Genomic DNA, 24,717 nt, shown 5'->3' on the forward strand with positions numbered 1-24,717 from the left:
ACTCCCCCCCCCCCCCCCCCCCCCCCCCCCCCCCCCCCCCCCCTCCACCCCCCCCCCCCCCCCCCCCCCGCCCGCCGCCGCGCATCATCATGTCGGTGCGCACGCCCTGCGGGCAGAGCGCCTGCACCTTGATGCCGCGGTGCGCATAGGTCACCCGCAGCCACTCCGCATAGGCCAGCGAGGCGTGCTTGGTCACCGAGTAGGGCGCGCTGCCGAGCAGCGTGAGCAGGCCGGCCGCGGACACGGTGACCAGCAGGTGGCCCTTGCCCGCCTCGAGCCAGCGGGGCAGCAGGGCGCGGGACGCATAGACGTGGCCCAGCACGTTGACGTGGAAGTCGCGCAGCCAGACCTCGTCCGTGGTGTCGGCGCCGCCCGAGGACAGCACGCCGGCGTTGGCGCAGAACAGGTCGATGCCGCCGAGCTCGTCCCAGGCGACGTCGACGAGCCGGCGGATGTCCGTCTCGTTGCCGGCGTCGCCCGGGACTGCCCGACCCCCGATCTCCGCGGCCACCGTCTCGGCCGCGGCGGCGTCGATGTCACTCACCACGACCCGGGCGCCGTCGGCCGCGAACCTGCGGGCCAGGGCGGCGCCGATGCCGCCACCGGCGCCGGTCACGACCACCCGCTGCGGGGCGGTCACTGGACGGCCCCGGTGAGGGTGACGCCGCCGTCGATCACGATGGTCTGGCCGGTGATCCAGGCCGCGTCCGGCGAGCACAGGAACGACACCGCGCCGGCCACGTCCTCCGGGACGCCGAGCCTGCGCAGTGGGTAGGTGGCCGCCACCTGTTCCTCCCGGCCCTCGTAGAGCGCGGTCGCGAAGCGGGTCTTGACCACCGCCGGCGCCACCGCGTTGACCCGGATCTTCGGGGCCAGCTCGACCGCCAGCTCCTCGGTCAGGTGGATCAGCGCCGCCTTGGTGACGCCGTAGAACGCGATGCCCGGGGCCGGGCGCACGCCGGAGACCGACGAGATGTTCACGATCGAGCCGCCGCTCTCGGACAGCCCGCCGCGCAGCGCTTCCTGCACCCAGCCGAGCGTGCCCAGCAAGTTCACGTCGATGATCTTGCGGGCGGCGCCCAGATCAAGATCTTGCAGGCGGCCGTACGCCGGGTTGATGCCGATGTTGTTGACCAGGGTGGTGATCGGGCCGAACCGGCCGACCACGGTGTCGATGACCGCGGCCCGGTGATCGGGGTCGTCGCCCTTGCCGGCCACCCCGATCGCGACCTCCGGCCCGCCGAGGTCCTTGACCGCCGTCTCGAGGGTGGTGGCGTCGCGCCCGGTGACGCAGACCTTGGCGCCCTCGGCCACGAACCGCTGGGCGATGGCGAATCCGATGCCCCGGCTCGCGCCGGTCACGATCGCCACTGCGCCGGTCATCTGCGTCATGCCCGATCTCCCTATTGTTTCTGCACTGACTATGCAAATAGTAACCGCAAGCAGGCCCGCCGCCAACCCTCTCCCGAGCGGCGGCGGGCCGCAAGCGATCTCTTAAGAAGCCGCCGGGATGCCGTTCGCCGGGGGCGCCGCCGGTGTGGTGGTGTACTCCGCGACCGGCGCGTCCTTCTCGTCGGTCTCCCAGATCGGGCCGAAGAACGCCGCCTTGCCGCCGGTGATCTTGGTGAGCTGGATGCCACCGTAACCGGAGTGGTCATCCTTCGAGAAGCGCAGTGGGACCATGCCCGGACCGCCGGTGAAGCCGTTCTTCTCGACCGCCGCGATGATGCCTTCGCGGGTCAGGTCCTTGCCGGCCGCCTGCAGTGCCTGGACGAACAGGTACGCCACCGACATCCCGTAGACGATGTTGTTGTCGAACTCGGCGCCGCCACCGTACTCGGTGTTGACCTTCTTGTAGAGCTGGATCCACGGGTTGTCGTCCATGTTGGACAGCGGCAGGTAGTAGGCCGAGGTCACGCCCTCGAGCAGCGTCGGCGCGGCCGCACCGAGCGACTTGGTCAGCGTGGTCGGGTCGGAGCCCACGTTGGACACCACCCAGGTGGTCTTGAAGCCGATCTTCGCGGCGGTGCCCAGCGACAGCGCGGTGAAGCCCGGCACGGTCGCCAGCATCACGACCTCGCACTTGGCGGCCTTGAGCGCGCCCATCTGCGGGCCCACGTTCGGGTTGCTGGTCACGTAGTTCTGCTTGTCGGCGATCGGGCCGAGGACCTTCTCGATGCCGGCCAGCTCGTCGCGGCCGAAGTCGTCGTCCTGGCCCATGAAGCAGACCTTCTTGCCGGGGTGGGTCGCCTTCACGTGGGTGGCCAGGATCTTGCCCTCCACCGTGTAGTCCGGGTTGAAGCCGAACGTGCCCGGATACTTCTGCGGCTGGTCCCAGCTGCGGCTGCCGGACGCGACGAAGAGGTCGGGCACCCGGTTGGTCTTGAGGAAGTCGAGCACGCCGGTGTGCGTGGGTGTGCCCAGGCCGTTCAGGATCGCGAACACCTTGTCCTGCAGCACCAGCTCACGCACCACCTGCTGGGTGGTCGCCGGGTTGTAGGTGTCGTCCATGATCTTGTAAGTGATCTTCCGGCCGTGCACGCCACCGGCCGCGTTCACCATGTCGAAGTAGGCCTTGCTGGCCGGCGCGATCTTCGAGTAGCCGGCCGCGGCGGGACCGGTGAGCGGCATGTGGGTGCCGATCGTGATCGTCGTGTCGGTCACGCCGGGGGTGTCGCCACCTCCGCCACCGGTGGTGCCGCCTCCGCCTTCGTCGCCGGAGCAGGCGGTGACCGTGAGAAGGGTGAGCGCGGCGAGGACGGCCAGCCCACGCCTTGCGTAACGCGTCATGTCAGGCCTTTCTGTCTGATTTCGAGGGGAAGCGGGAACGGAGTTTGCGTCCGAGGGAGGCGATGCCGCCCGGGAACGCGAGCATGACGACGATCAGCACCACGCCGAAGATGGCCAGCGGGAGGTTGCCCTCGAGCCGCTGGGCGACCGAGGCCGAGACGTCGATCGAGTCGGTGAGCGAATGGGTGGATGCGGGCAGCACCACCAGCAGCACCGCGCCCCACAACGCGCCGGCCAGGCTGCCCAGCCCGCCGATCACGATCGCCATCACCAGGAACAGCGACAGCGTGAGAGGGAAGGCGCCCGGGCTGACACTCTGGGCGAGCACGGCGAAGAGTGCGCCGCCGAGGCCGGCGCAGGCCGCACTGACCACAAAGGCCAACACCTGGGTACGCGCGACGTTGACGCCCGCCAGCCGAGCAGCCGCCTCGTCGTCCCGGACGGCCTTGAGGTTGCGCCCGAATCGGCTGGTGATCAGGTTGGCCAGCAGCAGCAACGTGAGCAGCGCGCCGGTCCACGCGATCCAGGCCTGCCACCGCTCATAGGGGAAGCTGTAGCCCAGCGCCAGCGGCGGCGGGTCGACGGCCACCGAGAATCCCTGGTCGCTGTTGAAGGTCGTGTCGAAGGTGCTGGTGATGGCCGGCACCACCACGGCGACGGCGAGCGTGAGCCCGGCCAGATAGGGTCCCCGCAATCGCGCGGCGGCCAGCCCGACCACCGCCCCGACCACCGTGGTCAGCGCCACCGCGGCGAGCGCCGCCACCAGCAGCGTCCACTGCCCCCGCCCGGCCAGCGCGTTCTGCGTCATCGCCAGCGTGTAGGCCCCGACCGCCATCAGCGCGCCGTGCCCGAGCGACAGCTGCCCGTTGAGTCCGACGAGGACGGTCAGTCCGGCGGTCACGCAGAGATAGGCGCCGACCGTGGCCAGCTGGTAGTTCCGGAACGGCGGCAACACATAGGTGAGCGCCAGGATCACCGCGGCGGCGAGCAGGGTGAGCGCGAGGTTGCGCAGCAGCGTCCGTCGCGTCTTGATCCGCGGCGTGGACACCGCCGGAGCGCTCTCCTGGCTCTTCTCCTTCATCGTGGTCACGCCGCCCTCGCCTTCACCGAGCCGAACAGTCCACCGGGCCGTCCCAGCAGGACGACGAGGAGGAGGACGAGCACGGCGATCGGGGCGACCGTCGCGCCCAGGTAGCCGCTCACGTAGGAGAGCAGCAGGCCGACCAGCACGCCGCCGACCACCGCGCCGATCGCGCTGTCCAGGCCGCCGACCACCGCGGCGGTGAAGGCCGAGATGAAGACCACGTCCATCGCGTTCGGGTGCAGGCCCAGCTCGGTGGGGATGACCAGCATCCCGGCCAGCGAGCCGACCGCAGCGGCCAGCGCCCAGCCGAGCGTCAGCATGCCGCCGACGTTCACCCCGAGCAGCCGGGACACGTCCGGCGCGAAGGCCGCCGCCCGCATCCGCAGGCCGACCGCGGTCTTCGTGAAGAGCAGCACCAGCAGCCCGACCACGGCGATCACTGCGGCGAACACGAAGATGTCGAACCGGGAGAGCAACGCGATCCCGCCGACGTCGAACGCGTCCCGGCTGAACGGCGGCTGCGCCTGCTGGTAGTCGTTGCCGTAGATCATGCCGAGGATCGCCTGGATCACCAGGACCAGCCCGAGCGCGACCACCACGCCGTTCAGCGGGGACGAGTGGTCGACGAAGCGCATCACCACGCGTTCCACGCCGGCGCCCAGCGCGAGGCCGCCGACCAGCGCCACCACGAAGCCGAGCCAGTAGGACCCGGTCGCGGTCGCCACCGAATAGCCGGCATAGGCCGTCGCGACCGCCATCGCGCCCTGCGCGAAGTTGACGATCCGCGCGGCGCGCCAGATCAGGACCAGGGCCAGCGCGAACGCGGCATAGACGGCGCCGCGGCTGAGCCCGTCGAAGGTCAGGAAGATGAAAGTGTCCATCCGTCCTCCTCAGAAACCCAGGTAGGCGTGGCGGAGTTCGTCGTCGTCCCGCAGCGACGCCGCGTCGTTGCGGGTGACGACGCGACCGAGCGACATGACGATGCCGACGTCCGCGATGGAGAGGGCGCTGCGCACGTTCTGCTCGACCAGCAGCACGGTCAGCCCGGTGCGGTCGCGCAGGTCGCGCAGCAGCGTCATGATCTGGCCGGTGACCCGGGGCGCGAGGCCCAGGGACGGCTCGTCCAGCAGCATCAGCCGGGGGCGGCCGATCAGCGCGCGACCCAGGGCGAGCATCTGGCGCTCACCACCGGAGAGTTGGTGCCCGGCGTGACGCTTGCGGCGGGCCAGCGGCTCGAAGAGCTCGTACACCTCGTCGAGTGCCTTGCGGGCGTCCAACTTGTCCTTGCGCCAGAGACCGCCGAGCCGCAGGTTCTCGTCCACGGTCAGCTCGGTCACCACGCCGCGGCCCTCGGGCACGTGCGCGATGCCACGGCGGATCATGTGCTCGACCTTGATGGCGCGCAGGTCGCCGCCGTCGTAGGTGATCCGTCCGGCAGTGGGCTTGACCAGGCCGGACAGCGTACGCAAAAGGGTGGTCTTGCCCGCGCCGTTGGCACCCATCACGGCGACGATCTGGCCGGGCTCGATGCTGAGCGCGAGGTCGTGCAGCACCGGCGCCGCGCCATAGCCGGCGGTCAGCCCCTCGACCTCGAGCAGCGCGGTCACGCGGCCACCTCGCCCAGATAGGCCTCGCTCACGGCGTCGTTCGAACGGATCTCGTCGGGGGTGCCGAACGCGACCGGCTTGCCGAAGTCGAGCACCAGGATCTCGTCGCACACCGCCATCACCAGGTCCATGTGATGCTCGACCAGCAGCACCTCGCAGCTCAGCTCGCGGATCAGCGCGCCCAGCTCGAGGATCTCCTCGGCGCCCAGCCCACCGGCCGGCTCGTCGAGCAGCAGCAGCCGCGGCTTGGCGACCAGCGCGCGGGCCAGCGCGACCCGCTTGCGCACCGCATAGGGCAGGCCGCCCGGATAGGTGTGCGCGTATTGCGCGACGCCGCACTGGTCGAGCGCGGTCATCGCGTCCTCGCGCAGCCGGCGCTCGTCCCGATCGGAGCGAGGCAGGCCGAACAGCGCCGACGCGAATCCGGCCTTGGCCGCGTGGTCGGTGCCGGTCAGCACGTTGTCCAGCACGGTCATGCCGGCGAACTGGCCGACTCCCTGCAGGGTGCGGGCGATGCCGAGGCGGGTGAGCTGGTGCGGCTTCGGTCGGATCGGCCGCCCGTCCAGCGTCACGGTGCCGGTGGTCGGCGCCACGAAGCCGCAGACCACGTTGAAGAGTGTCGTCTTGCCGGCCCCGTTCGGGCCGATCACCCCGACCGTGCGCCCGGGCGGAACCCGCACCGAGACGCCGTCCAGGGCCACCAGGCCGCCGAAGCGGACGCCGATGTCGTTCAGGGAAAGGCCCCTGCTGCTGTCGTCGTGGTCCTGCTGTGGCATCGGCACCTCGGCTCTGAGGCGAACCTGCGGACATCGGGCAGCTCAATGGCAGGCTGCGCAGAGTCCACAGAGGAAGACGCTGGGTGGCGGAACTTATTACACCGAGAGTGTAATTTCCTGCATCCGCTTGTCAATGGGCCCGAAACATTGGCCGATCACGAGATGGTTGCGGTCGGATGATCACGGCACCTTGCAGGGGGTTTGCCCCGGAAGGCTGTTAAGCGCGTGTTTCGGCGCTGCTACCCATTCTGCGCCATCGATCGACCGATGGGGATACCTCAGGCGACGCCCGTCGGGCGGAACTGGACGCTGACCCGGGGACCGACCGGCTTCGCCGTCTTCGGAATCGCGTGCTCCCAGGTGCGCTGGCAGGAGCCGCCCATCACGATCAGGTCGCCGTGGCCGAGGGGGAAACGCAGCGTGTCGTGGCCGCCCGCCCGCGGGCGCAGCATCAGGTTGCGCGGCGAGCCGAAGGAGACGATCGCGACCATCGTGTCGACGGTGGCCGAGCGGCCAAGAGTGTCGCCGTGCCAGGCGACGCTGTCCCGGCCGTCGCGGTAGAGACACATGCCGGCGGTCGTGAACTCCTCGCCCAGCTCGTCCGCGTAGTGCCGGTTGAGACGCTGCCGGGCCTCGGCGAGCGTCGGGTGCGGCAGCGTCTCGTCGGCGCCGAACCAGCGCAGCAGGCGGGGCACGTCGACCACGCCGTCATACATCTGGCGGCGCTCGGCCCGCCAGTCGACGTCGCTGAGCAGGGTCTCGAACACCGCGTCCGAGCCGGTCACCCAGCCGGGCAGCACGTCCACCCAGGCGCCGGCGGTGAGCCGGTGGCGCACGAGGCGGCCGGGCAGCGGCTCGATGGCCACGGCCGGCCCGGACATCAGGTCGAACATCGACGGCTGGTAGGCGGTCACCCGGCCACCCTACGCCGACTTAGCACGTGTGTGCGACTAGTCGAGGATCGCGGTGGCCAGGGCGTGGGCCAGGAACGCGGCGGTCAGGCCGGCGACCACGCTGAGGATCGCGTACGCCGCGGCGAGCGGCCCGGCGCCCTTCTCGGCCAGGCGCAACGTCTCGTAGGAGAAGGCCGAATAGGTGCTCAGCGTCGCGCACAGCCCGGGACCCACCAGGTGCTGCAGGGCGGCGGGGACGGCGACCGCGGCGGTGGCGCCGGTGAGGAAGCCGAGCCCGGTGCACGCGACGAGGTTCGCGACGAAGGTGCCCCACGGGAACGGCCTGGCTCGGATCGCCCGGTCCACCAGGTAGCGCAGGGGCGCGCCGATCAGGGCGCCGAGGATCACCATCAGCCAGTTCACGGGCGCTCTTTCCGGGCGATCAGCCGGGTGAGCGAGGCGCCGGCCCAGACCGCGGCCAGCGCGGCCACCAGGGTGCCGGTCAGATAGAGCAGGGCGGTGCCGGCGCGCCCGGCGTCGAACAGGCGCTGGGCGTCGACGGCGTAGGTCGAGAACGTCGTGAAGCCGCCGAGGACGCCGGTGCCGAGGAAGGACCGCGCCAGGGAGCGCTCGGCGACCAGCGCCATCAGTGCGCCCATCAGCAGGCAGCCCACGACGTTGATCCCGAACGTGGTCCACGGGAACGCGTCCGGGGCGGCCGGCCAGAGCAGGCCCGCCCCGTAACGCGCGCAGGCGCCGATCACGCCACCGGCCGCGACCGCGGTCAGGACGTGGACCTGCTTTTTACCGCCGCTCAGTCTTTGTCCGGCTCGGGGTGGTGGTAGCTGATCCGGTCGGTGGGCAGCGGGAACGCCAGCTCGTCGCCGAACGGGGAGGGAGCGGCCGCCTTCTGCGACAGCAGCTCCGCCACGTCGAGTTTGCCGTCCGGGCCCACCGCGGGCGGCTCGGGCGAGCGGGCGCTCGAATAGGGCGTGCCAGCCGCGGCGCCGGTGACCCCGGCGGACTTGCTGGGTGCCATGTTCTCCGCCGGGCCGCCCTGTTGCTGCTCCAACTGGTCCCGGCGGAAGATCTTGCGGCCCAGCCAGACCAGCGGGTCGTACTTGTTGTCGACCACGCGCTCCTTCATCGGGATGATCGCGTTGTCGGTGATCTTGATGTGCTCGGGGCACACCTCGGTGCAGCACTTGGTGATGTTGCAGTAGCCGAGGCCCTGGTGGTCCTTGGCATAGTTCTTCCGGTCGGTGCGCGCGTCGAGCGGATGCATGTCCAGCTCGGCGGCCCGGATGAAGAACCGCGGCCCGGCGAACGCCTCTTTGTTCTCCTCGTGGTCGCGGACCACGTGGCAGGTGTTCTGGCAGAGGAAGCATTCGATGCACTTGCGGAACTCCTGGGACCGCTCGACATCGATCTGCTGCATCCGGTAGTCGCCCGGCGCGACCCCGGCAGGCGGCGCGAAGGCCGGCGTCTCACGGGCCTTCTCGTAGTTGTACGAGACGTCGGTGACCAGGTCGCGGATGATCGGGAAGGTGCGCAGCGGCGTGATCGTGACGGTCTCGTCGTCCTCGAAGGTGGACATCCGCGTCATGCAGCCGAGCTTCGGCTTGCCGTTGATCTCCATCGAGCACGAGCCGCACTTGCCGGCCTTGCAGTTCCACCGGCACGCCAGATCCGGCGTCTGGGTGGCCTGCAGCCGGTGGATGACGTCGAGCACGACCTCGCCCTCGTTCACCTCGACGTCGAAGTCCTGGATCTCGCCGCCCGACGAGTCGCCCCGCCAGACCTTGAAGTGGCGCTTCGTGCCCATTACTTCGCCTCCGCAGTCAGGGCGTCGTACGCCGCCAGCTCGTCGTCGGTCATGTACTTCGACAGCTCGGTGCGGTCGAACAGCGCGATCAGCTCGTCCCGCATCTTCGGCACCGCCTTGCGCTCCAGCTGCACGTCGCCGTTCGCGTCGAGCGTGCAGACCAGGTTGAGCAGCCGCCACTGCGGGCTCATCTTGGGGAAGTCCTCGCGAGTGTGACCGCCGCGGGACTCCTCGCGTTCGAGCGCCGCCTTCGCCGTGCAGATCGACACGACCAGCATGTTGCGCAGGTCGAGGGCCAGGTGCCAGCCCGGGTTGTACCGGCGGCCGCCGATCGCGCCGACGTTCGCCACCCGCAGCTTCAGCTCCTCGAGGCGCTTGAGCGCGTCGGTCAGCTCGCCCTCGCGGCGGATGATGCCGACCAGGTCGCCCATCACCGCCTGCAGGTCCTGCTGCAACGTGTACGGGTTCTCCCCGCTCTGCCGGCTCAGCGGCGCCAGCGCCACGTCCACCGCCGTCTCGACGTCCTTCGTGGCCACCTTGGGCCGCTTGACCAGCGCATCCGTGTATGCCGCCGCGTGCTCGCCGGCCCGCTTGCCGAACACCAGCAGGTCGGACAGCGAGTTGCCGCCGAGCCGGTTGGAGCCGTGCATGCCGCCGGACACCTCGCCGGCCGCGAACAGACCCTCGACCGTGCCGAACGCCGCGCCCGAGTCCGGGTCGACCTCGACGCCGCCCATCACGTAGTGACAGGTCGGGCCGACCTCCATCGGCTCCTTGGTGATGTCGACGTCGGCCAGCTCCTTGAACTGGTGGTACATCGACGGCAGGCGACGCTGGATCTCCTCGGCCGGCAGCCGGCTCGCGATGTCCAGGAACACGCCGCCGGACTTGGAGCCGCGGCCCTCTTTGACCTCGGTGTTGATCGCGCGCGCGACCTCGTCACGCGGCAGCAGCTCGGGCGGGCGCCGGTTGTTGTCCGGGTCGCTGTACCAGCGGTCCGCCTCCTCCTCGGTTTCCGCATATTGCTTGCGGAAGACGTCGGGGACGTAGTTGAACATGAAGCGCTTGCCGTCGGAGTTCTTCAGCACGCCGCCGTCGCCGCGGACCGACTCGGTGACCAGGATGCCCTTGACCGACACCGGCCAGACCATGCCGGTCGGGTGGAACTGCAGGAACTCCATGTTGATCAGCGTGGCCCCGGCGCGCAGCGCGAGCGCGTGGCCGTCGCCGGTGTACTCCCAGGAGTTCGAGGTCACCTTGTAGCTGCGGCCCACGCCGCCGGTGGCCAGCACCACGGCCGGCGCCTCCAGCAGGATGAACTCGCCCGACTCGCGGTAGTAACCGAACGCGCCGGCCACCTTGTCGCCGTCGAGCAGCAGCTCGGTGATCGTGGTCTCGGAGAACACCTTGATCCGGGCGTCGTAGTCGCCGAACTCGGCCTTGTCCTCCTGCTGCAGCGACACGATCTTCTGCTGCAGGGTGCGGATCAGCTCCAGGCCGGTGCGGTCGCCGACGTGCGCCAGCCGCGGGTATTCGTGCCCGCCGAAGTTGCGCTGCGAGATCTTGCCGTCCTTGGTGCGGTCGAACAGCGCGCCGTAGGTCTCCAGCTCCCAGATGCGTTCCGGAGCCTCCTTGGCATGCAGCTCGGCCATCCGGAAGTTGTTCAGGAACTTCCCGCCGCGCATGGTGTCCCGGTAGTGGACCATCCAGTTGTCGCGGCTGTTCACGTTGCCCATCGCGGCGGCCGCGCCGCCCTCGGCCATGACGGTGTGCGCCTTGCCGAACAGGGACTTCGAGATGATCGCCGTCCGCTTGCCGGCCATCCGGGCCTCGATCGCCGCACGGAGTCCGGCGCCACCGGCTCCGATCACGACGACGTCGTAGTGGTGTCGTTCGATTCGCGTGGTCACAGTCAAATCCCTCAGCCTCAGCCGATGAACCGCAGGTCGGAGAACCAACCGGCGGAGACGGCCATGACGTAGAAGTCGGTCAGCGCGAGCGTGCCCAGGGTGATCCAGGCGAGCTGCATGTGCCGGGTGTTCAGCTTGGACACGAAGGTCCAGAAGCGGTAACGCACCGGGTGCGCGGAGAAGTGCTTGAGCCGGCCGCCCGCGATGTGCCGGCAGGAGTGGCAGGACAGCGTGTATGCCCACAGCATCACCACGTTGCCCACCAGGATGATGTTGCCCAGCCCGAAGCCGAAGCCGCTCGGACTCTGGAAGGCGACGATCGCGTCGTACGTGTTGATCAGCGAGATGATCGCGGCGGCGTAGAACGCGTAGCGGTGCAGGTTTTGACCGAGCAGCGGGAAGCGGGTCTCACCGGTGTATTTCTTGTGCCCGTCGGGGACCGCGCAGGCCGGCGGCGAGAGCCAGAACGCCCGGTAGTAGGCCTTCCGGTAGTAATAGCAGGTCAGCCGGAAGAGCAGCAGGAACGGCAGCGTGAAGGCCGCCTCCGGGATCAGCCAGAAGCTCGGCAGCGGGGTGCCGAACTCGGCCGCCCCCTCGACGCACCGGTTCGTGATGCACGGCGAATAGAACGGCGTGAGGTAGTGGTATGCCTCGACGTAGTAGTTGCTGTGCATGAAGACACGGACGGTCGCATAAGTGACCCACGCGCCCAATCCCACGAAGGTGACCAGCGGGGGAAACCACCACCGGTCGGTGCGCAACGTCTTCGCCGCGATCGCGGCGCGTGATTGCCCCGCGCCCGGCCTCGTTGCCGTCGTCGTCATCGAAAAATCTCCCTGACCTCGCCCGATGAGTGACCGTGCTGGGGGCGCAGCGGTCAGCGCAGCCGTCGGGCGTCCGCGTTGTGTGGCACACGTTACGCCGAGGTTCCGGAGCTTTCTTCCTGAGGCTCCCCTCGGTTTGTCACACCTGTGGCGGGTGACGTGGTCAGCCGCTCGCGTTTCCGGTGAGGTTCCACTCGGCCAGGTGCAACGCCGGCGCGGTGACCCAGTGGCCGGAGTAGCGGTCCGGCACCGGGATCGCCTCGGCGCCGACCGCCCGCACCGCGCCGGGCGCCAGGGCCTGCGGATATGACTGGGTGAACCGCATGTTGCCGACCGCCGCGGTGACCTCGCCGTCCTCCACCAGCCAGACGCCGTTGCGGGTGAGCCCGGTGATCACCAGGCTCTTCTGGTCGAGCACTCGCGTGTACCAGAGATCGGTGATCAGCAATCCGCGCTCCAGGGCCGCGACCAGTGGCCGGGCCGACGCGGCGGTCGGCCCGCCCGCGGCGGCGTCCGAGTCGGCGCCGGCCGCGCCGGGCAGCATGCGCGGGTGGGTGGGCATCGGTCCCCAGGCGCGGGAGTGGATCGAAGCGTGGCCGGTCGAGGTGGTGCCGGCCTCGGCCGCGGTGCGGCGGTCGTGCGCGACCGCGCTGGTGGTGCCCGCGTCGACCAGCGTGAGCGGCGCGCGCGGCGTGCCCTCGAGGTCGAACGGCAGGTCGCCGGTGGGGTCGTCGAGGATGGTCACGGCCGGGTCGAACTGACCGGCGCCCAGCTCGGCGAACGACTCGCCGCGGGTGGACGCGCGCCCGTTGAACCCCCAGAGGCTGAGGTTGGACAGCAGGTCGGAGACCGCCTCCGGCTCGAGGACCACTGCGTAACGGCCCGGCGGGAGCTCGATCGCACGACCGCCGGCCCGGGCCTTGGCCGCCGCCCGCACGCCGAGCGCGGCGCCGTCGAGGTCGGCCAGCCGGGTGCCCGCGTGCCGGGCCACCCCGTCCACGCCGTGGTCGCGGGCGATGCAGTCCATGTCCGCCGAGGCCGCCCGGCCCTCGACCGCCTGTCCGGCCGAGTTGGCGAATGCCGCGATCTGATAGAGCGTGCGGCAGTAACCGGCCGTCTCCAGCCCGCCGGCCGCGTCCACGAACGCCCGCACCCGGGCCGCCCGCTCCTCGGGGGTGGCCCGGGCGGTGGCCTCGTCGAACTCCTCGCCCGTGCCGGGTGGCAGCGGCGCCGGCCGGATCAGCCCGGGCCAGGTCGCGTCGGGCGGGGTGAGCCGCGCGGCCGCGATCGTGCGCTCGACCAGCGCGGCCAGCCCGGCGGCGTCGGTCACCGTGGTGGAGCCGGCCGCCGTGCGCCCGTCGAGGTGCAGGCGCAGCCGGACCGTGGTGGTCGCGTCGGCCACATTTTGATGGATCGCCGAGTTGGCGAACCGGGTCAGCGCCTCGGCCGCGTGGTGTACCGCGACCTCCGCCTCGGCGCCCGTGCCGGCCAGCCGCCGGACCAGCTCGACGACCCGGCCGGCCGTGGTCAGCTCGCTCATCCCCGCACCCCCACCCGCACGCCGGTGAACCGGGCCGGCGCCGCCGGATGGCCGGTGTGCCCGATCTGACCGGGCTGACCCTTGCCGCAGTTGGGCGTGCCCCACGCGACCGTCTCGCTGGACAGCATGTCCATCGACTGCCAGAACCGCGGACCGATCCCGGTGTATGTCGGGTTGCGCAGCATCCGGCCCAGCTTGCCGTTCTTGATCTCGTAACCGATCTCGCAGCCGAACTGGAAGTTGAGCCGCCGGTCGTCGATCGACCAGGACCGGTTGATGTCCATGAAGACCCCGTCGTCGGTGGCCGCGATGATCTCGTCGAGCGTGTGCGGCCCGGGCTCGAGGCCCACGTTGGTCATCCGCACCATCGGCAGCCGCGACCAGCCGTCGGCGCGGACGCTGCCCGCATAATCCAGGCCGGCCATCGCCGCCGAGTCGCGGCCGGCCAGCACGCCGACCCAGCGCCCGTCGCGCACCACGTCGCGCCGCGCGGCCGGGGTGCCCTCGTCGTCGTAACCGAAGCTGCCCAGCGCCCCCGGGATGGTCGGGTCGATGGTGATGTTCATCAGCTCGGAGCCGTAACGCAGCGAGCCGAGCTGGTCGAGGTCGAGCCACGAGGTGCCCGCATATGCCGCCTCCCAGCCCAGGATGCGGTCGAGCTCGATGGCGTGCCCGACCGACTCGTGGATCTGCAGGGCCAGCTGCTCGCCGCCGAGCACCAGGGTGGTCTCGCCGCTCGGGCAGAGCGGCGCGGTGATCAGGGCGCGGGCCTCCTCGGCCATCCGCGGCGCGTTGTCCACCAGGGCGAGCTCGTCGACCAGCTCCCAGCCACGGGTGCCGTATTGCCCACGGTGGGAGGGCCAGGAGCGGCGCTGGATCTCGCCGTCGCCGAAGACGCTCGCGGTCACCCCCGCGCCGCACTCGCGGATGTGCTGGTCGATGCGGTGGCCGTCACTGGACGCGAACCACTTGCGCGTGTCCCACACCTGGTAGACACCCTCGGCCATGTCGGCGCCGGCGTCCTTGGCCGCCCTGGTGGCGTGCACCAGCAGGTCGCCCTTGGTCGACAGCGGCACGGCGAGCGGGTCGATCTCGCACGGGCTGGCCCAGCTCGCCTCGCCGGCGCCGGTCGGCACCAGGTCGATCGGCGGCCCGGGCACCAGCGCGCTGGCGGCGGCGATCTGCGCGGCCCGGCGGCCGGCCGCCCGCGCGGCGCCGTCGGAGAGGTCGGGCACCGCATAGAAACCCCAGCTCGACCCGACCAGCGCGCGCACGCCGATGCCCGCGCTCTCGTCGGAGCTGACGTCCTCGACCTCGCCGTTGCGGGCATTCATCGCCTCGGTGCGCCGGACCATGACCCGCACGTCCGCATAACGCGCACCGGCGTCGAGAGCCGCTTGCACGGCCGCGCCCGCCACGTCGAACTCGCTCATGCACACGACCCTATGAGAGACCTCTGACAGTTTGCGGACCGGGGAAGCACTGTCCGTCGTGGAGAGTAAGGTCTCGGAGATCCGGCGCAGGGCCATGTGCGGATCGGGGGTGGACAGGTGACGGGTGAGCGGCTGCCCGTTCCGGTGTCGCCCTACGGCCCGCTCGGCGATCTCGCGTTGCAGGTGCACGCGCTCACCATGCGCGGCCACCACCCGGAGACCCTGATCGCGGCCGATGAAGCGGTGGCGGTCGCCCGGCTCTATGGCGACGTCCGCACCGAGCGCATGATCGAGATGGGCCGGGTCTATGCGCTGTCCGCCCTGGGCCGGCTGACCGAGGCGGTGGCGATCAGCTCCGGGCTGGCCGAGCTGACCGGCTCCGCGATCGGCCCGCGCACCACCGACGCGAAGATCCTCGCCGACACCGCCACCATGCTGATCCGGATCGGCCGCATCGACGAGGGCCTGCACCACGCGGCCCGGGCGATGGCGCTGCTCGACGTCGCGCCCCGCGGCACCTGGCGTTATCTGTCGGCGATGTCCTCGCTCAGCGACGCGGCCCGGGCGGCCGAGCTGTTCGAGCTGGCCGACCTCTGGCTGGCCGACATCTTCGGCGACGTGGCCGCCGACTTCGACGACCTCTACCGCTCGGGCAGCGACATCCAGCGCGCCGAGCTGCGGCTGGAGTGGGCGCTGCGGCTCGAGCAGGTGGGCCGCGAGGAGGAGGCGGCGGCGCTCTATTCGACGGCCGTCGAGCTGCTGCGCTTCTGGGCCGACCGCGAGCTGGACGCGCCGATCTGTTCGGCGCTGCTGGCCGTCGGGCTGGCCAAGACCGGTCGTCATCAGGAGGCGATCGCGCTGGTCGGCAAGCTGCTGATGCCGATGCGCGAGGGCGGCCAGTGGCACGAGGCGCGGCTGCTGCACCTGGCCCACGGCGTCGCGCTGCGCGAGGTCGGCGAGCTGGCCGAGGCCCGGCGCGAGCTGCTCGCCGCCGATGAGCTGGCGGTGGTGCCCAACCAGCGGCTGATCTATCAATACGAGCTGGCCGTGCTCGCCGAGCGCGAGTCGCCGGGCGTGGCCACCCGGGCCCTGCTGGCCACCGTGCGGGCCCAGCTCGCGCTGCTCTGGCGGCTGCGGCTCGACCGCCGCACGATGCTGCGCCAGGCCCGCCGCCGGGTCGAGCTGGAGGCCGCCCGGGCTCGCGCCGACCTGGTCGCCACCTCGGACGCGCTCACCGGGCTGCGCAACCGGCGGCTCTTCGACCTGCGCATCGACGGCCTGCGCGACGCGCTTCTATTGATAGATGTGGATCGTTTCAAGGTCATCAACGACGCGCACTCGCACGTCGTCGGCGACCGCGTGCTGAGCGAGATCGCCGCGGTGCTGCGGACCCAGAGCCGGCCCGGCGACGTGGCGATCCGGCTCGGCGGCGACGAGTTCGCGATGTTCCTGCCCGGCGACGTGCTCGACGCGGCCGGGCTGGCCGAGCGGATCCGGCAGGTGGTGCTGGGCCGCGAGTGGTCGGCGGTCGCGCCCGGCCTGAGCGTCACGGTCAGCATGGGCCTGGCGTCACCGGCCGAGGGACTGATCGGGCGCGAGCTCTACGACCGCGCCGACCGCCGGCTCTACGAGGCGAAGCATGCCGGCCGCAACATGTTGATCTTCGGGAGTTAGAGCAGATTTTCGAGCTGCATCACTGATTGCTCGACGTAGGCGCCGCCGACCAGGAAATGCCCGCGCAAGGCGTGGCTGTCCTGCTCGACCAGCAGGTACCACGGGATGCCGGCCTCGGCGTACCCGTGCATCTTGAGGGTGTGATCGACCGAGGCGCTGACCGGCGAGACCACCTCGACCACCAGGCGCACCGACGACACGTCCACGATCGGCTCGTCCACGTCGATCGGGCCGGTGACCACGATGTCCGGGATCACCAGCCGGTGCTCGCTGAGCCGCACGGTGACGCCGACCAGCACGTTCAGGTCGCCGCGACCGACACGCAGCGCCGCCGCCAGAGCCTCGATCAGCAGCTGGTGCCGCGGGCTCGGACCCGGCCGGACCAGCACGGTGCCGTCCCACAGCTCGTTCACGAGAGCGCCTTCCGAATGAACTCCAGCTGGTCGTCCAGGCTGGTGGACGGGCCGGTGACCAGCAGTTTCGGGTCCGGCAGCTCGGCCGTGACGCTGTGGTGGGCATAGACGTCCGAGGAGTCGGCGAGGCGGCCCAGGTAACGCTCGGCGAAGGGCGCCGGCAGCACCGACCAGTCGGTCACCGGGTCCCGGGCGACGCCGCAGCGGACCACGTCCGAGCGCCGGGTCACGGCGAGGGCGGCCAGCCAGCCGCCCAGCCCGCGGCCGAGCGCGGCGACCCGGGTCAGGTCCAGGTCGGGGTGCTTGCCGAGCAGGGCGTGCAGGGCGTTCACGCAGTCGGTGAGCGTGACGTCGGCCAGCCGGCGGTGCACCACCTTCTCAAAGCTGGGCGCCACTCCGGGCGTACCGCGGGGGTCGACGCTGACCACCGCGAAGCCGGCGTCCGCCCACCACTGCCGCTCCTGCCACCCGGCCGCGTCGCCGGTGACCTGCTGATGGCCGGGACCGTCGCCGAAGGTGAGCAGCACCGGCAGCCGGCTCCCGCCGACGTGCTCGGCCGGATAGAGCACCGCGGACGGCAAGCGGCGGTCGGTCACCCGCTCCAGGAGCGGATGCGGAGCGTACGGCAGGGGTTCGGCGTGCGAGCGCAGCCGATGCACCAGCCCGCCGCCCCGCCACACCTCGTCGCCCAGCACCAGCACATCCCCGCCGATCGCGGCCGGGCGCGCGGTGGCCAGCCGGATCGCCTCTGCGCTGCCGCCGCCGAGCGTGGTGCGCACCCGGAAGATGTCGCTGGTGGCCGGCTCGCCCTCGCTGGCCTCGACCACCAGGTCGGGTCCCGCGGCCGGCGCGCCGGCCCGGGGCAGCACCCCGATCACCCGGCGGATGTAGAGGCCGGGCGGGGTGAGCAGGCTGCCGTCGGCGAACAGGCAGCGCGCGTCGAAGCCGTCGTGCGCCAGCTCGCCGCCGACCAGCACCCGGCCGTCCGGCAGGTGGCGCGGCGTGCCCGGGATCGGCTCCACCCAGCGCGCGTCGGCCAGCTCGGCGTGCACCTGGGTCTCGCCGGTGCGCGGGTCGACCGACAGCACCAGGCCGTGCTGCTGCATGCGGCGCAGCACGGTGATCAGCGGGTTGCCGGTGTCCGACCAGTTCACGTCCACCAGATAGGGATAGGTCTCCCGGTCCCAGTGCACGTCCACCCAGCCGCCGTCGAGGTCGAGCAGGTGCAGGGTGACCGCCCCGGCGGTGCGGGTGGCCAGCACCTGACCGCCGTCCGGCGACCACCACCAGCCCCGATCGCGCCCGAACTCGCGCCCGGCCGGGTCCGGCACGCCCCACCGGACCCCGCCCGGGTCCCGCCACGAGCTGCCGCCCGGCTCGCCGGCCAGCAGTTCGTCGCGTCCGTCCGGCCCGATCACGCGCAGGCAGTCGGACGGCGTCAGATAGCCGATGTGGGCGCCGGTCGGATCCGGCCGCGGGTCCAGCACCGGCTCGGGCGTGCCGATCGGCTCCGAGCTGCCCGCGATCAGGTCGGCCCGCACCAGCCGGCCGCCGATGGCGTGGGTCGCGACGGTCGCGTTCCGGTCGATCCCGAAGGCCTCCACCGGCCCGGGCGTCACCTCGCGCTCGACACCGGTCGCCACGCTGAGTGTCCAGAGCGACTCCACCGCGTCGAACCGTCCGGCCGAGCGCAGGAACACCACCCGGGACCCGTCGGCGCCGACCACGACACGGTGCGGCGCCCCGCGGCGGAAGCCGCCGGTCCGCTCGGCCAGCTCGGGAAAGTCCACGACGACCAGCATCGCTGATCAAGGCCCCTCCGCGCCCGGCAACGCGACGAGTTGCCCGTAGAGTTGCCCGCGTGATTCAGGAAGACCCCCGGCGCCTGCTGCTGGTGCACGCGCATCCCGACGACGAGGTCACCGGCACGGGCGCGACGATGGCGCACTATGTCGCCGAGGGAGCACAGGTCACGCTGGTCACCTGCACGCTGGGTGAGGAGGGCGAGATCCACGTCCCGGAGCTGGCCCAGCTCGAGGCGTCCCGGGCCGACCAGCTGGGCGGTTACCGGATCGTCGAGCTGGAGCGCGCCTGCGCCGCGCTCGGCGTCACCGACCACCGGTTTCTCGGCGGCGCGGGTCGCTACCGCGACTCCGGGATGATGGGTCTCAAGACCAACGACCACCCGCGGGCCTTCTGGCAGGCGGATCTCGACGAGGCCGCGGGGCTCCTGGTGGAGATCATGCGTGAGGTACGCCCCCAGGTGATGATCACCTACGACGAGAACGGCTTCTACGGCCACCCGGACCACATCCAGGCGCACCGGGTCGCGATGCGCGCGGCGGAACTGGCCGGCGATTCCGCACCCGCCAAGATCTATTGGACCGCGATGCCGCGCAGCGTGCTGGAGGGCGGCATGGAGGCCTTCCGGGGGCTGGACGACAACCCGTTCGCGGACGTGGAGAACGTCGACGACCTGCCCTTCGGCCACCCGGACGACGAGATCGCGGCGTGCATCGACGGCACCGACCGTTACGAGCAGAAGGTGGCCGCCATGAAGGCGCACGCCACCCAGATCCCGGACAACTCGTGGCTCTACGGCATCGCCGGCGACTTCGGCGGCGAGTTCATGGGGATCGAATACTTCACTCTCGCCAAGGGCAGCCGCGGGTCGGTCTCCGGGCCGCACGGCTGGGAGAGTGACCTGTTCAGCGGTCTGGCGGCGCGATGACCTCGCCGGTCGAGGTGATCTCACCGCCCGAGCCCGCGCCGCCGCCGCGGGACTCGGCGCTGATCCGCGTCGCCGGTTTCGTCGTGGTGGTGCCCGCGACCGTGGTGTCCGCGGTCGCCGAGCTCTATCTGACCCCGCTGCGCCTGGGCGGCGTGCCGATCGGGGTGGCCGTGGTCTTCGCCGCGGTGGCCAACTGGGCGCTGGCCTGGTTCGCCGCGGCCGCCACCGGGCGCAGGTGGGCGGCCGGGGTGCCGTGGGCGCTCTGGACGATCATCATGCTGTTCGCCGCGGGGGCCAAGACCACCGAGGGGGATTACCTGCTCAGCGGCAACGACTGGATCGCGCTGGTGATGATCCTGGTGGGCAGTCTGAGCTTCGCGGTCTTCGCGTACCGGTCGATCATCGGTCGCGTCCGGCTGTGAACCTGCTGGACGCTCTTGGCAGACGGTGGCTCGTGCCTGCAAAATTGCGGAACTTTCCGTGACCTTGATTGGTGTGTCGTGACGTCTGTCCAGCAGCAGGAGCCGACCGTCGTCATTTCCACGCCGAAACCCCGCCGGCGGGCCCTGCTGATCACGAGCGCCGGGGTCGCCCTGGTGCTGGTGGTCGCGGGCGCCGCCGTGGTCACCTGGGGGTTGCGGGGCGACGTCCCGCGCGGCACCCGGGTGCTGGGCGTCGAGCTGGGCGGGAAGTCGCGGGCCGACGCGCTGCGCGCGGTCAACGCCGTGGTCGAGCCGCGCGCCGAGGAGCCGGTGCCGGTCAGCCTGGACGGCAAGGCGGTGTCGCTGAAGCCGTCCTCGATCGGCATGACCGTCGACGTGGCGGCCACCATCGAGGCCGCGACCGAGGGCACCCCCAAGCTGTTCGGCGCGCGGGACGTGCCGCCGGTGATCACGCTCGACCCGGCGCGGCTCGACAAGGCGCTGCGCGCGGAGCTCGACCCGAAGAGCATCACGCTGCAGAAGCCCGGCATCTCCTTCGCGAAGCTCACCCCGAAGCCGACCTATCCGGCTCCGGGCCGCACGCTCGACCGCGAGCGGGCGGCCGACAGCGTCAAGGGCGCGTGGCTGACCGGCCGGACCGCCGAGGTGCCGCTCGTGGTGCAGCCGCCGGCCACCACCAAGGAGCAGGTCGACGAGCTGATCGAGAGCCTCGCCGAGCCGGCCGTGGCGGCGCCGGTGGCGGTCACCGTCGACGGCAGGAAGTTCACGCTGAGCCCGGCGGCCATCGCGGCCGGCCTGGTCTTCCGCGCGGACGACGCGGGCAAGCTCACCCCGGCCGTGGACGGCAAGAAGCTGCACGCCGCGGCCGCCGCCGAGTTCGCCAAGGTGGAGGACGAGCCCAAGCAGGCCAGCGTCACGCTCTCCGGCGGCAAACCGAAGATCGTCGCGAGCACCGCCGGCAAGGTGGTCGACCTGACCAAGCTCGGCCCGGCGCTGCTCGCCGCGCTGCCCGATCCGGCGCCGCGGGAGATCACCGGCGAGCTGGTCGAGCAGGACGCGGAGACGACCGACGAGGACGTGGCCAAGCTCGGCGTCAAGGAGCAGGTGTCCACCTTCACCACCTACTTCACCGGCGGCCGCAGCTCACCGCGCAGCCAGAACATCATCACCATCGCCAAGGCCGTGGACGGCGCGATCGTGCAGCCGGGGAAGACCTTCTCGCTGAACGGGCACACCGGCGAGCGCACCTACTCCAACGGCTACAAGGACGCGCCGGTGATCGTCGGCGGCAAGCTCGAGCCCGGGGTCGGCGGTGGCGCCTCGCAGTTCACCACGACGCTCTTCAACGCGGCCTATTACGCGGGCCTCGAGGACGTCGAGCACAAGCCGCACTCGTTCTACTTCTCCCGCTACCCGAGCGTCATCGAGTCGACGATCTTCTATCCGACACTCGATCTCAAGTTCAAGAACACCACGCCGTACGGGGTGCTGATCGACACGTCCACCACCGGGAAGTCGGTGACGGTGTCGATGTGGAGCACCAAGTACTACGACAGCGTCAAGACCGAGCGCAGTCCGCGCCGCAACGGCACCTCGCCGCCGACGATCCACCGCGAGCCGGGCCCGAAGTGCATTCCGACCAGCGGTCTGCCCGGTTTCACGCAGGACGCTTGGCGCGTCATCCGCAAGGATGGCAAAGAGGTGAAGCGCGAGAAGTTCACCTGGAAGTACGATCCCGAACCACGATTCGTCTGCGGCGGCGAAGAACCGTCCTGACCACAGCATGCGGGAGGAAGCAGTGAAGCAAAGGTGGGTGCCGATCGCGTTGTTGGCGGTCGGGCTGTTCGCGGTCAACGTGATCGCACGGCTGATCATCCGGCTCGGCTTCAACGGCGATGACGATGCGGAGAACCGGGTGTCCCTCGGGATGTTCGCGGTGATCGGTCTGGTGCTCGCCGGCGCGGCCTTCGTGCGGTCCCAGCAGAAGCGGCCCGGCCAGTGGCTGCCCGAGCTGGCCGTCGCCGCGGTGGCCGGCATGCTGCTGACCATCCTGGTCGGGCCGTTCGTGAGCGGCGACGGGCTGTTCGACGGCGGCGCCGGCAACTTCTTCTCGCAGGTGTGGCTCTACGGCGGCTTCTCGATCGTCGGCACACTGCTCGGTTACTGGGTCGCGACGGCGCTGGGCCGGGACTACCGCTCGCGCTCGCTGAGCGCCTTCGCCCAGCAGCGCGCCACCAAGCCGCGCCGCGTCGTCCGCCGCTAAGCCTGCGGCTGCACCCGGGTCAGGTAGGTGTGGTGAGTGCTGAAGCCGAGCTTGCCGTAGAGCGCGACCGCCGCCGCGTTGCGCTCTTCGACCTGCAGATATGCCTTGGTCGCGCCCTGTCGCGCGGCCCATTGCGCCAGTGCGCGCACGACTTGGCCGGCCAGTCCGGAGCGGCGGGCGGCGGGTGCGGTCTGCACCAGCGAGATGCCGTGCCATTTCTCCGTGCCGGTCACCGTGCCCCGCGCCACCGCCAGCAATCCGCCGCCGGCGTCCCGGACCAGAGCGAAGACCGATTCGGGAGTGCCGGTCAGCACGCGCACCGCCGACCCGGGCAGGGCGCCCTTGTGCTCGGCGACCATCTCGTACCAGTCGTCGGTGGGGGTGTCGGCCAGCGCGACCCGCGGCAGGTCGCCGCGCGGAGGCAGCGCGGCCAGCACTGCGGTGAGCGGCGCGGTCTGCACCAGGGTGAGCGGCCGCGAGGTCCAGCCGCGGTCGTCCAGCGCCGAGTTGACCGGGGCGGCGAGCGGCATCGGCGCGTTGATCAGCGCCTGCTGGCCATGTTCCGCATACCAGACCTCGACCGCGTCGATCGCCGCCTCGAGCGGGCGATCCGGGTCGCCGACGGCCAGCGCCGAGTTGGCCCGGCCGGTCCAGTTGTCCGCCGCGCGCAGGATCCAGCCGCCCAGCCGGGCCTGGATCGGCGCGGGCCAGGCGTCGTTCGCGGCGAGCTCGAGCCCGATCACGTCGCGGGCCGGGGGACGGCGGGCGGCGGGCACTCGCTTGGCCCGGTGCACCTCGCGCAGGGGCACGCGGAGGGTGCCCTTGGCGGTCGCAATGGTGAGATCGGTCTCGGTCAGGTCGACAAGCTCGCCGAGGGCGTCCGAGAAAAGCGGGCGATCCGCCGAAACACCTACAATTCGGCGCACCACCACGCGGTGTCCCACATCCTGCCGTCGGAGCACCTGCGACCTCCTCCCGGCGAGATACTAGGCTTTGCGTTTGCTGCCGCAGTGGTTGCCGGAAGGGAAAGACCGTGACCTACATCATCGCTGAGCCCTGCGTCGATGTGCTCGACAAGGCATGCATCGAGGAGTGCCCGGTCGACTGCATCTATGAGGGCAACCGGATGCTCTACATCCACCCCGATGAGTGCGTCGACTGCGGGGCCTGCGAACCGGTCTGCCCGGTGGAGGCCATCTTCTATGAAGACGACGTGCCGGAGCAGTGGAAGGACTACACCAACGCCAACTACGAGTTCTTCGAAGACCTGGGTTCGCCGGGCGGCGCCTCGAAGGTTGGCAAGATCGACAAGGACGCGACCTTCGTGGGCGCTCAGCCGCCCGGCATGAACGGGCACTGACGCCGGTGCCGTTGTCGTCGAAGCTGCCGGACTTCCCCTGGGACCTGCTGGAGCCGGCCAAGGCCGTCGCCTCCCGGCACCCCGGCGGCATCGTCGACCTCTCCATCGGCACCCCGGTCGACCCGGTGCCGGCGGTGATCCGCGCGGCGCTCGCCGAGGCGTCCGACGCGCCGGGTTACCCGTTGACCGCCGGCACGCCCGCCCTGCGCGCGGCGATCACGGCCTGGGTCGCGTCGGCCTGTGCCGCCTCCGGCAGCTTCGGCGTGCTGCCCACGATCGGCTCCAAGGAGCTGGTCGCCTGGCTGCCCACGCTGCTCGGGCTCGGCCCCGGCGACGTGGTGGCGATCCCGGAGGTCTGCTACCCGACCTATGAGGTCGGCGTGCAGCTGGCCGGCGCCACGGTGGCCCGGGCCGACTCGCTCACCGCGCTCGGGCCGGACCCGCGGGTGCGGATGATCTGGATCAACTCGCCGGGCAATCCGAACGGCCGCGTGCTGCCGGTTGCGCACCTGCGCAAGGTAATCGCCTGGGCTCGCGAGCGCGGCGTCACCGTGGTCAGCGACGAGTGTTATCTGACGCTCGGCTGGGAGTCGACGCCGGTGTCGGTGCTGGCCGACGAGGTCTGCGACGGTGACTACACCGGCCTGCTCGCCGTGCACTCGCTGTCCAAGCGGTCCAATCTGGCCGGTTACCGGGCCGGCTTCGTGGCCGGCGACCCGGGGCTGGTCGCCGAGCTGCTCGCGGTGCGCAAGCACGCCGGCATGCTGGTGCCCGCGCCGGTGCAGGCGGCGATGATCGCCGGGCTGACCGACGAGGAGCACGTGGCCGCGCAGCGGGCGGTCTATTCCTCCCGGCGGGTGATCCTGCGCGAGGCGCTGACCGCGGCCGGCTTCACGATCGAGCACTCGTCGGCGGGGCTCTATCTGTGGGCGACCCGCGGCGAGGACTGCTGGGCCACCGTGCAATGGCTCGCCGAACGCGGCATCCTCGCTGCTCCGGGCGCCTTCTATGGTCCGCAGGGCGGGCAATACGTCCGGATCGCCCTGACTGCGACCGATCAGCGCGTCGCCTCGGCGGCGGCCCGGCTCTCTGCCTGATCCAGCAAGTCGTCCACAGTGGGAGACCCACGGGTACCCACGTGTCGCAGGCTG

At 71.1% G+C, this 24,717-nt stretch carries 24 protein-coding genes and 1 pseudogene; 7 read left to right on the forward strand and 18 right to left on the reverse strand.

Annotated features, from left to right (window positions below; translation table 11 throughout):
• Positions 1–94: 94 nt before the first annotated feature.
• From ACZ6TI_RS25805 to ACZ6TI_RS25875, 15 genes and pseudogenes are all read right to left on the reverse strand, one after another.
• Positions 95–718, reverse strand: a pseudogene (locus ACZ6TI_RS25805) (SDR family oxidoreductase); the annotation flags it as partial.
• Positions 637–1,392, reverse strand: coding sequence for an SDR family oxidoreductase (locus tag ACZ6TI_RS25810; RefSeq protein ID WP_465347701.1), 756 nt, complete (start codon positions 1,390–1,392; stop codon positions 637–639). The pseudogene ACZ6TI_RS25805 and the gene ACZ6TI_RS25810, both read right to left, overlap by 82 nt.
• Before the next feature lie 102 nt (positions 1,393–1,494).
• Positions 1,495–2,790: an ABC transporter substrate-binding protein gene (locus ACZ6TI_RS25815; RefSeq protein WP_465347702.1), complete on the reverse strand. Its 1,296-nt coding sequence runs from the start codon at positions 2,788–2,790 to the stop codon at positions 1,495–1,497.
• A gap of 1 nt (position 2,791) precedes the next feature.
• A complete protein-coding gene (locus ACZ6TI_RS25820; protein ID WP_465347795.1) occupies positions 2,792–3,871 on the reverse strand; it encodes a branched-chain amino acid ABC transporter permease in 1,080 nt (359 codons plus the stop codon).
• A 5-nt stretch (positions 3,872–3,876) separates the two neighbouring features.
• Positions 3,877–4,755 (reverse strand): branched-chain amino acid ABC transporter permease, encoded by an 879-nt coding sequence (locus ACZ6TI_RS25825; RefSeq protein ID WP_465347703.1) that lies wholly within the window; start codon positions 4,753–4,755, stop codon positions 3,877–3,879.
• Between the two features lie 9 nt (positions 4,756–4,764).
• On the reverse strand, positions 4,765–5,481 hold the full coding sequence (locus tag ACZ6TI_RS25830; protein ID WP_465347704.1) for an ABC transporter ATP-binding protein: 717 nt from the start codon (positions 5,479–5,481) through the stop codon (positions 4,765–4,767).
• Positions 5,478–6,257, reverse strand: a complete 780-nt coding sequence (locus ACZ6TI_RS25835) for an ABC transporter ATP-binding protein (RefSeq protein ID WP_465347705.1) — start codon at positions 6,255–6,257, stop codon at positions 5,478–5,480. The genes ACZ6TI_RS25830 and ACZ6TI_RS25835 overlap by 4 nt, the downstream gene beginning before the upstream one ends.
• 278 nt (positions 6,258–6,535) lie before the next feature.
• Entirely contained in the window at positions 6,536–7,150 is a 615-nt protein-coding gene (locus ACZ6TI_RS25840) for an alpha-ketoglutarate-dependent dioxygenase AlkB (protein WP_465347796.1), read from the reverse strand.
• 57 nt (positions 7,151–7,207) lie between these two features.
• Positions 7,208–7,561 (reverse strand): fluoride efflux transporter FluC, encoded by a 354-nt coding sequence (locus tag ACZ6TI_RS25845; protein ID WP_465347797.1) that lies wholly within the window; start codon positions 7,559–7,561, stop codon positions 7,208–7,210.
• Between the two features lie 8 nt (positions 7,562–7,569).
• Positions 7,570–7,968, reverse strand: a complete 399-nt coding sequence (gene crcB / locus ACZ6TI_RS25850) for a fluoride efflux transporter CrcB (RefSeq protein WP_465347798.1) — start codon at positions 7,966–7,968, stop codon at positions 7,570–7,572.
• Entirely contained in the window at positions 7,965–8,975 is a 1,011-nt protein-coding gene (locus ACZ6TI_RS25855; RefSeq protein ID WP_465347706.1) for a succinate dehydrogenase/fumarate reductase iron-sulfur subunit, read from the reverse strand. The genes crcB and ACZ6TI_RS25855 overlap by 4 nt, the downstream gene beginning before the upstream one ends.
• Positions 8,975–10,891: a fumarate reductase/succinate dehydrogenase flavoprotein subunit gene (locus tag ACZ6TI_RS25860; RefSeq protein ID WP_465347707.1), complete on the reverse strand. Its 1,917-nt coding sequence runs from the start codon at positions 10,889–10,891 to the stop codon at positions 8,975–8,977. The genes ACZ6TI_RS25855 and ACZ6TI_RS25860 overlap by 1 nt, the downstream gene beginning before the upstream one ends.
• Positions 10,892–10,902: 11 nt before the next feature.
• Positions 10,903–11,709 carry a hypothetical protein gene (locus ACZ6TI_RS25865; RefSeq protein WP_465347708.1) on the reverse strand — a complete coding sequence of 269 codons (807 nt, stop codon included), beginning with the start codon at positions 11,707–11,709 and terminating at the stop codon, positions 10,903–10,905.
• A 163-nt stretch (positions 11,710–11,872) separates the two neighbouring features.
• Positions 11,873–13,249, reverse strand: a complete 1,377-nt coding sequence (locus ACZ6TI_RS25870) for a TldD/PmbA family protein (RefSeq protein ID WP_465347709.1) — start codon at positions 13,247–13,249, stop codon at positions 11,873–11,875.
• Entirely contained in the window at positions 13,246–14,682 is a 1,437-nt protein-coding gene (locus tag ACZ6TI_RS25875) for a TldD/PmbA family protein (RefSeq protein ID WP_465347710.1), read from the reverse strand. The genes ACZ6TI_RS25870 and ACZ6TI_RS25875 overlap by 4 nt, the downstream gene beginning before the upstream one ends.
• 117 nt (positions 14,683–14,799) lie before the next feature.
• Between ACZ6TI_RS25875 and ACZ6TI_RS25880 the strand changes: the two genes are divergently transcribed.
• Complete coding sequence (locus tag ACZ6TI_RS25880; RefSeq protein ID WP_465347711.1) at positions 14,800–16,356, forward strand: GGDEF domain-containing protein; 1,557 nt, start codon at positions 14,800–14,802, stop codon at positions 16,354–16,356.
• On the opposite strand, the gene ACZ6TI_RS25885 is transcribed toward ACZ6TI_RS25880, so the two are convergent.
• Together ACZ6TI_RS25885 and ACZ6TI_RS25890 are read right to left on the reverse strand one after the other, a co-directional pair.
• A complete protein-coding gene (locus ACZ6TI_RS25885; protein ID WP_465347712.1) occupies positions 16,353–16,769 on the reverse strand; it encodes a Uma2 family endonuclease in 417 nt (138 codons plus the stop codon). The two genes, ACZ6TI_RS25880 and ACZ6TI_RS25885, sit on opposite strands and share 4 nt — an antisense overlap.
• Positions 16,766–18,571 carry a prolyl oligopeptidase family serine peptidase gene (locus ACZ6TI_RS25890; protein WP_465347713.1) on the reverse strand — a complete coding sequence of 602 codons (1,806 nt, stop codon included), beginning with the start codon at positions 18,569–18,571 and terminating at the stop codon, positions 16,766–16,768. The genes ACZ6TI_RS25885 and ACZ6TI_RS25890 overlap by 4 nt, the downstream gene beginning before the upstream one ends.
• A 59-nt stretch (positions 18,572–18,630) precedes the next feature.
• Here ACZ6TI_RS25890 and mshB point away from each other — a divergent pair, with 59 nt between their 5' ends.
• From mshB to ACZ6TI_RS25910, 4 genes are all read left to right on the forward strand, one after another.
• The gene (gene mshB / locus ACZ6TI_RS25895) at positions 18,631–19,500 is read left to right on the forward strand and encodes an N-acetyl-1-D-myo-inositol-2-amino-2-deoxy-alpha-D-glucopyranoside deacetylase (protein WP_465347714.1); all 870 of its coding nucleotides are present in this window, start codon (positions 18,631–18,633) and stop codon (positions 19,498–19,500) included.
• A complete protein-coding gene (locus ACZ6TI_RS25900) occupies positions 19,497–19,922 on the forward strand; it encodes a hypothetical protein (RefSeq protein WP_465347715.1) in 426 nt (141 codons plus the stop codon). Before mshB ends, ACZ6TI_RS25900 begins: the two co-directional genes overlap by 4 nt.
• 78 nt (positions 19,923–20,000) lie before the next feature.
• On the forward strand, positions 20,001–21,719 hold the full coding sequence (locus tag ACZ6TI_RS25905) for a VanW family protein (protein ID WP_465347716.1): 1,719 nt from the start codon (positions 20,001–20,003) through the stop codon (positions 21,717–21,719).
• A 22-nt stretch (positions 21,720–21,741) separates the two neighbouring features.
• Positions 21,742–22,206 carry a hypothetical protein gene (locus ACZ6TI_RS25910; protein ID WP_465347717.1) on the forward strand — a complete coding sequence of 155 codons (465 nt, stop codon included), beginning with the start codon at positions 21,742–21,744 and terminating at the stop codon, positions 22,204–22,206.
• Here ACZ6TI_RS25910 and ACZ6TI_RS25915 read toward each other — a convergent pair.
• The gene (locus tag ACZ6TI_RS25915) at positions 22,203–23,168 is read right to left on the reverse strand and encodes a GNAT family N-acetyltransferase (RefSeq protein WP_465347718.1); all 966 of its coding nucleotides are present in this window, start codon (positions 23,166–23,168) and stop codon (positions 22,203–22,205) included. The genes ACZ6TI_RS25910 and ACZ6TI_RS25915 overlap by 4 nt on opposite strands.
• Positions 23,169–23,239: 71 nt before the next feature.
• On the opposite strand from ACZ6TI_RS25915, the gene fdxA reads away from it, so the two are divergent.
• Complete coding sequence (fdxA, locus tag ACZ6TI_RS25920) at positions 23,240–23,566, forward strand: ferredoxin (protein ID WP_465347719.1); 327 nt, start codon at positions 23,240–23,242, stop codon at positions 23,564–23,566.
• A gap of 5 nt (positions 23,567–23,571) precedes the next feature.
• Entirely contained in the window at positions 23,572–24,663 is a 1,092-nt protein-coding gene (dapC, locus tag ACZ6TI_RS25925) for a succinyldiaminopimelate transaminase (RefSeq protein WP_465347720.1), read from the forward strand.
• Positions 24,664–24,717 lie beyond the last annotated feature (54 nt).

This window comes from Actinoplanes sp. NPDC051388, assembly GCF_055586225.1.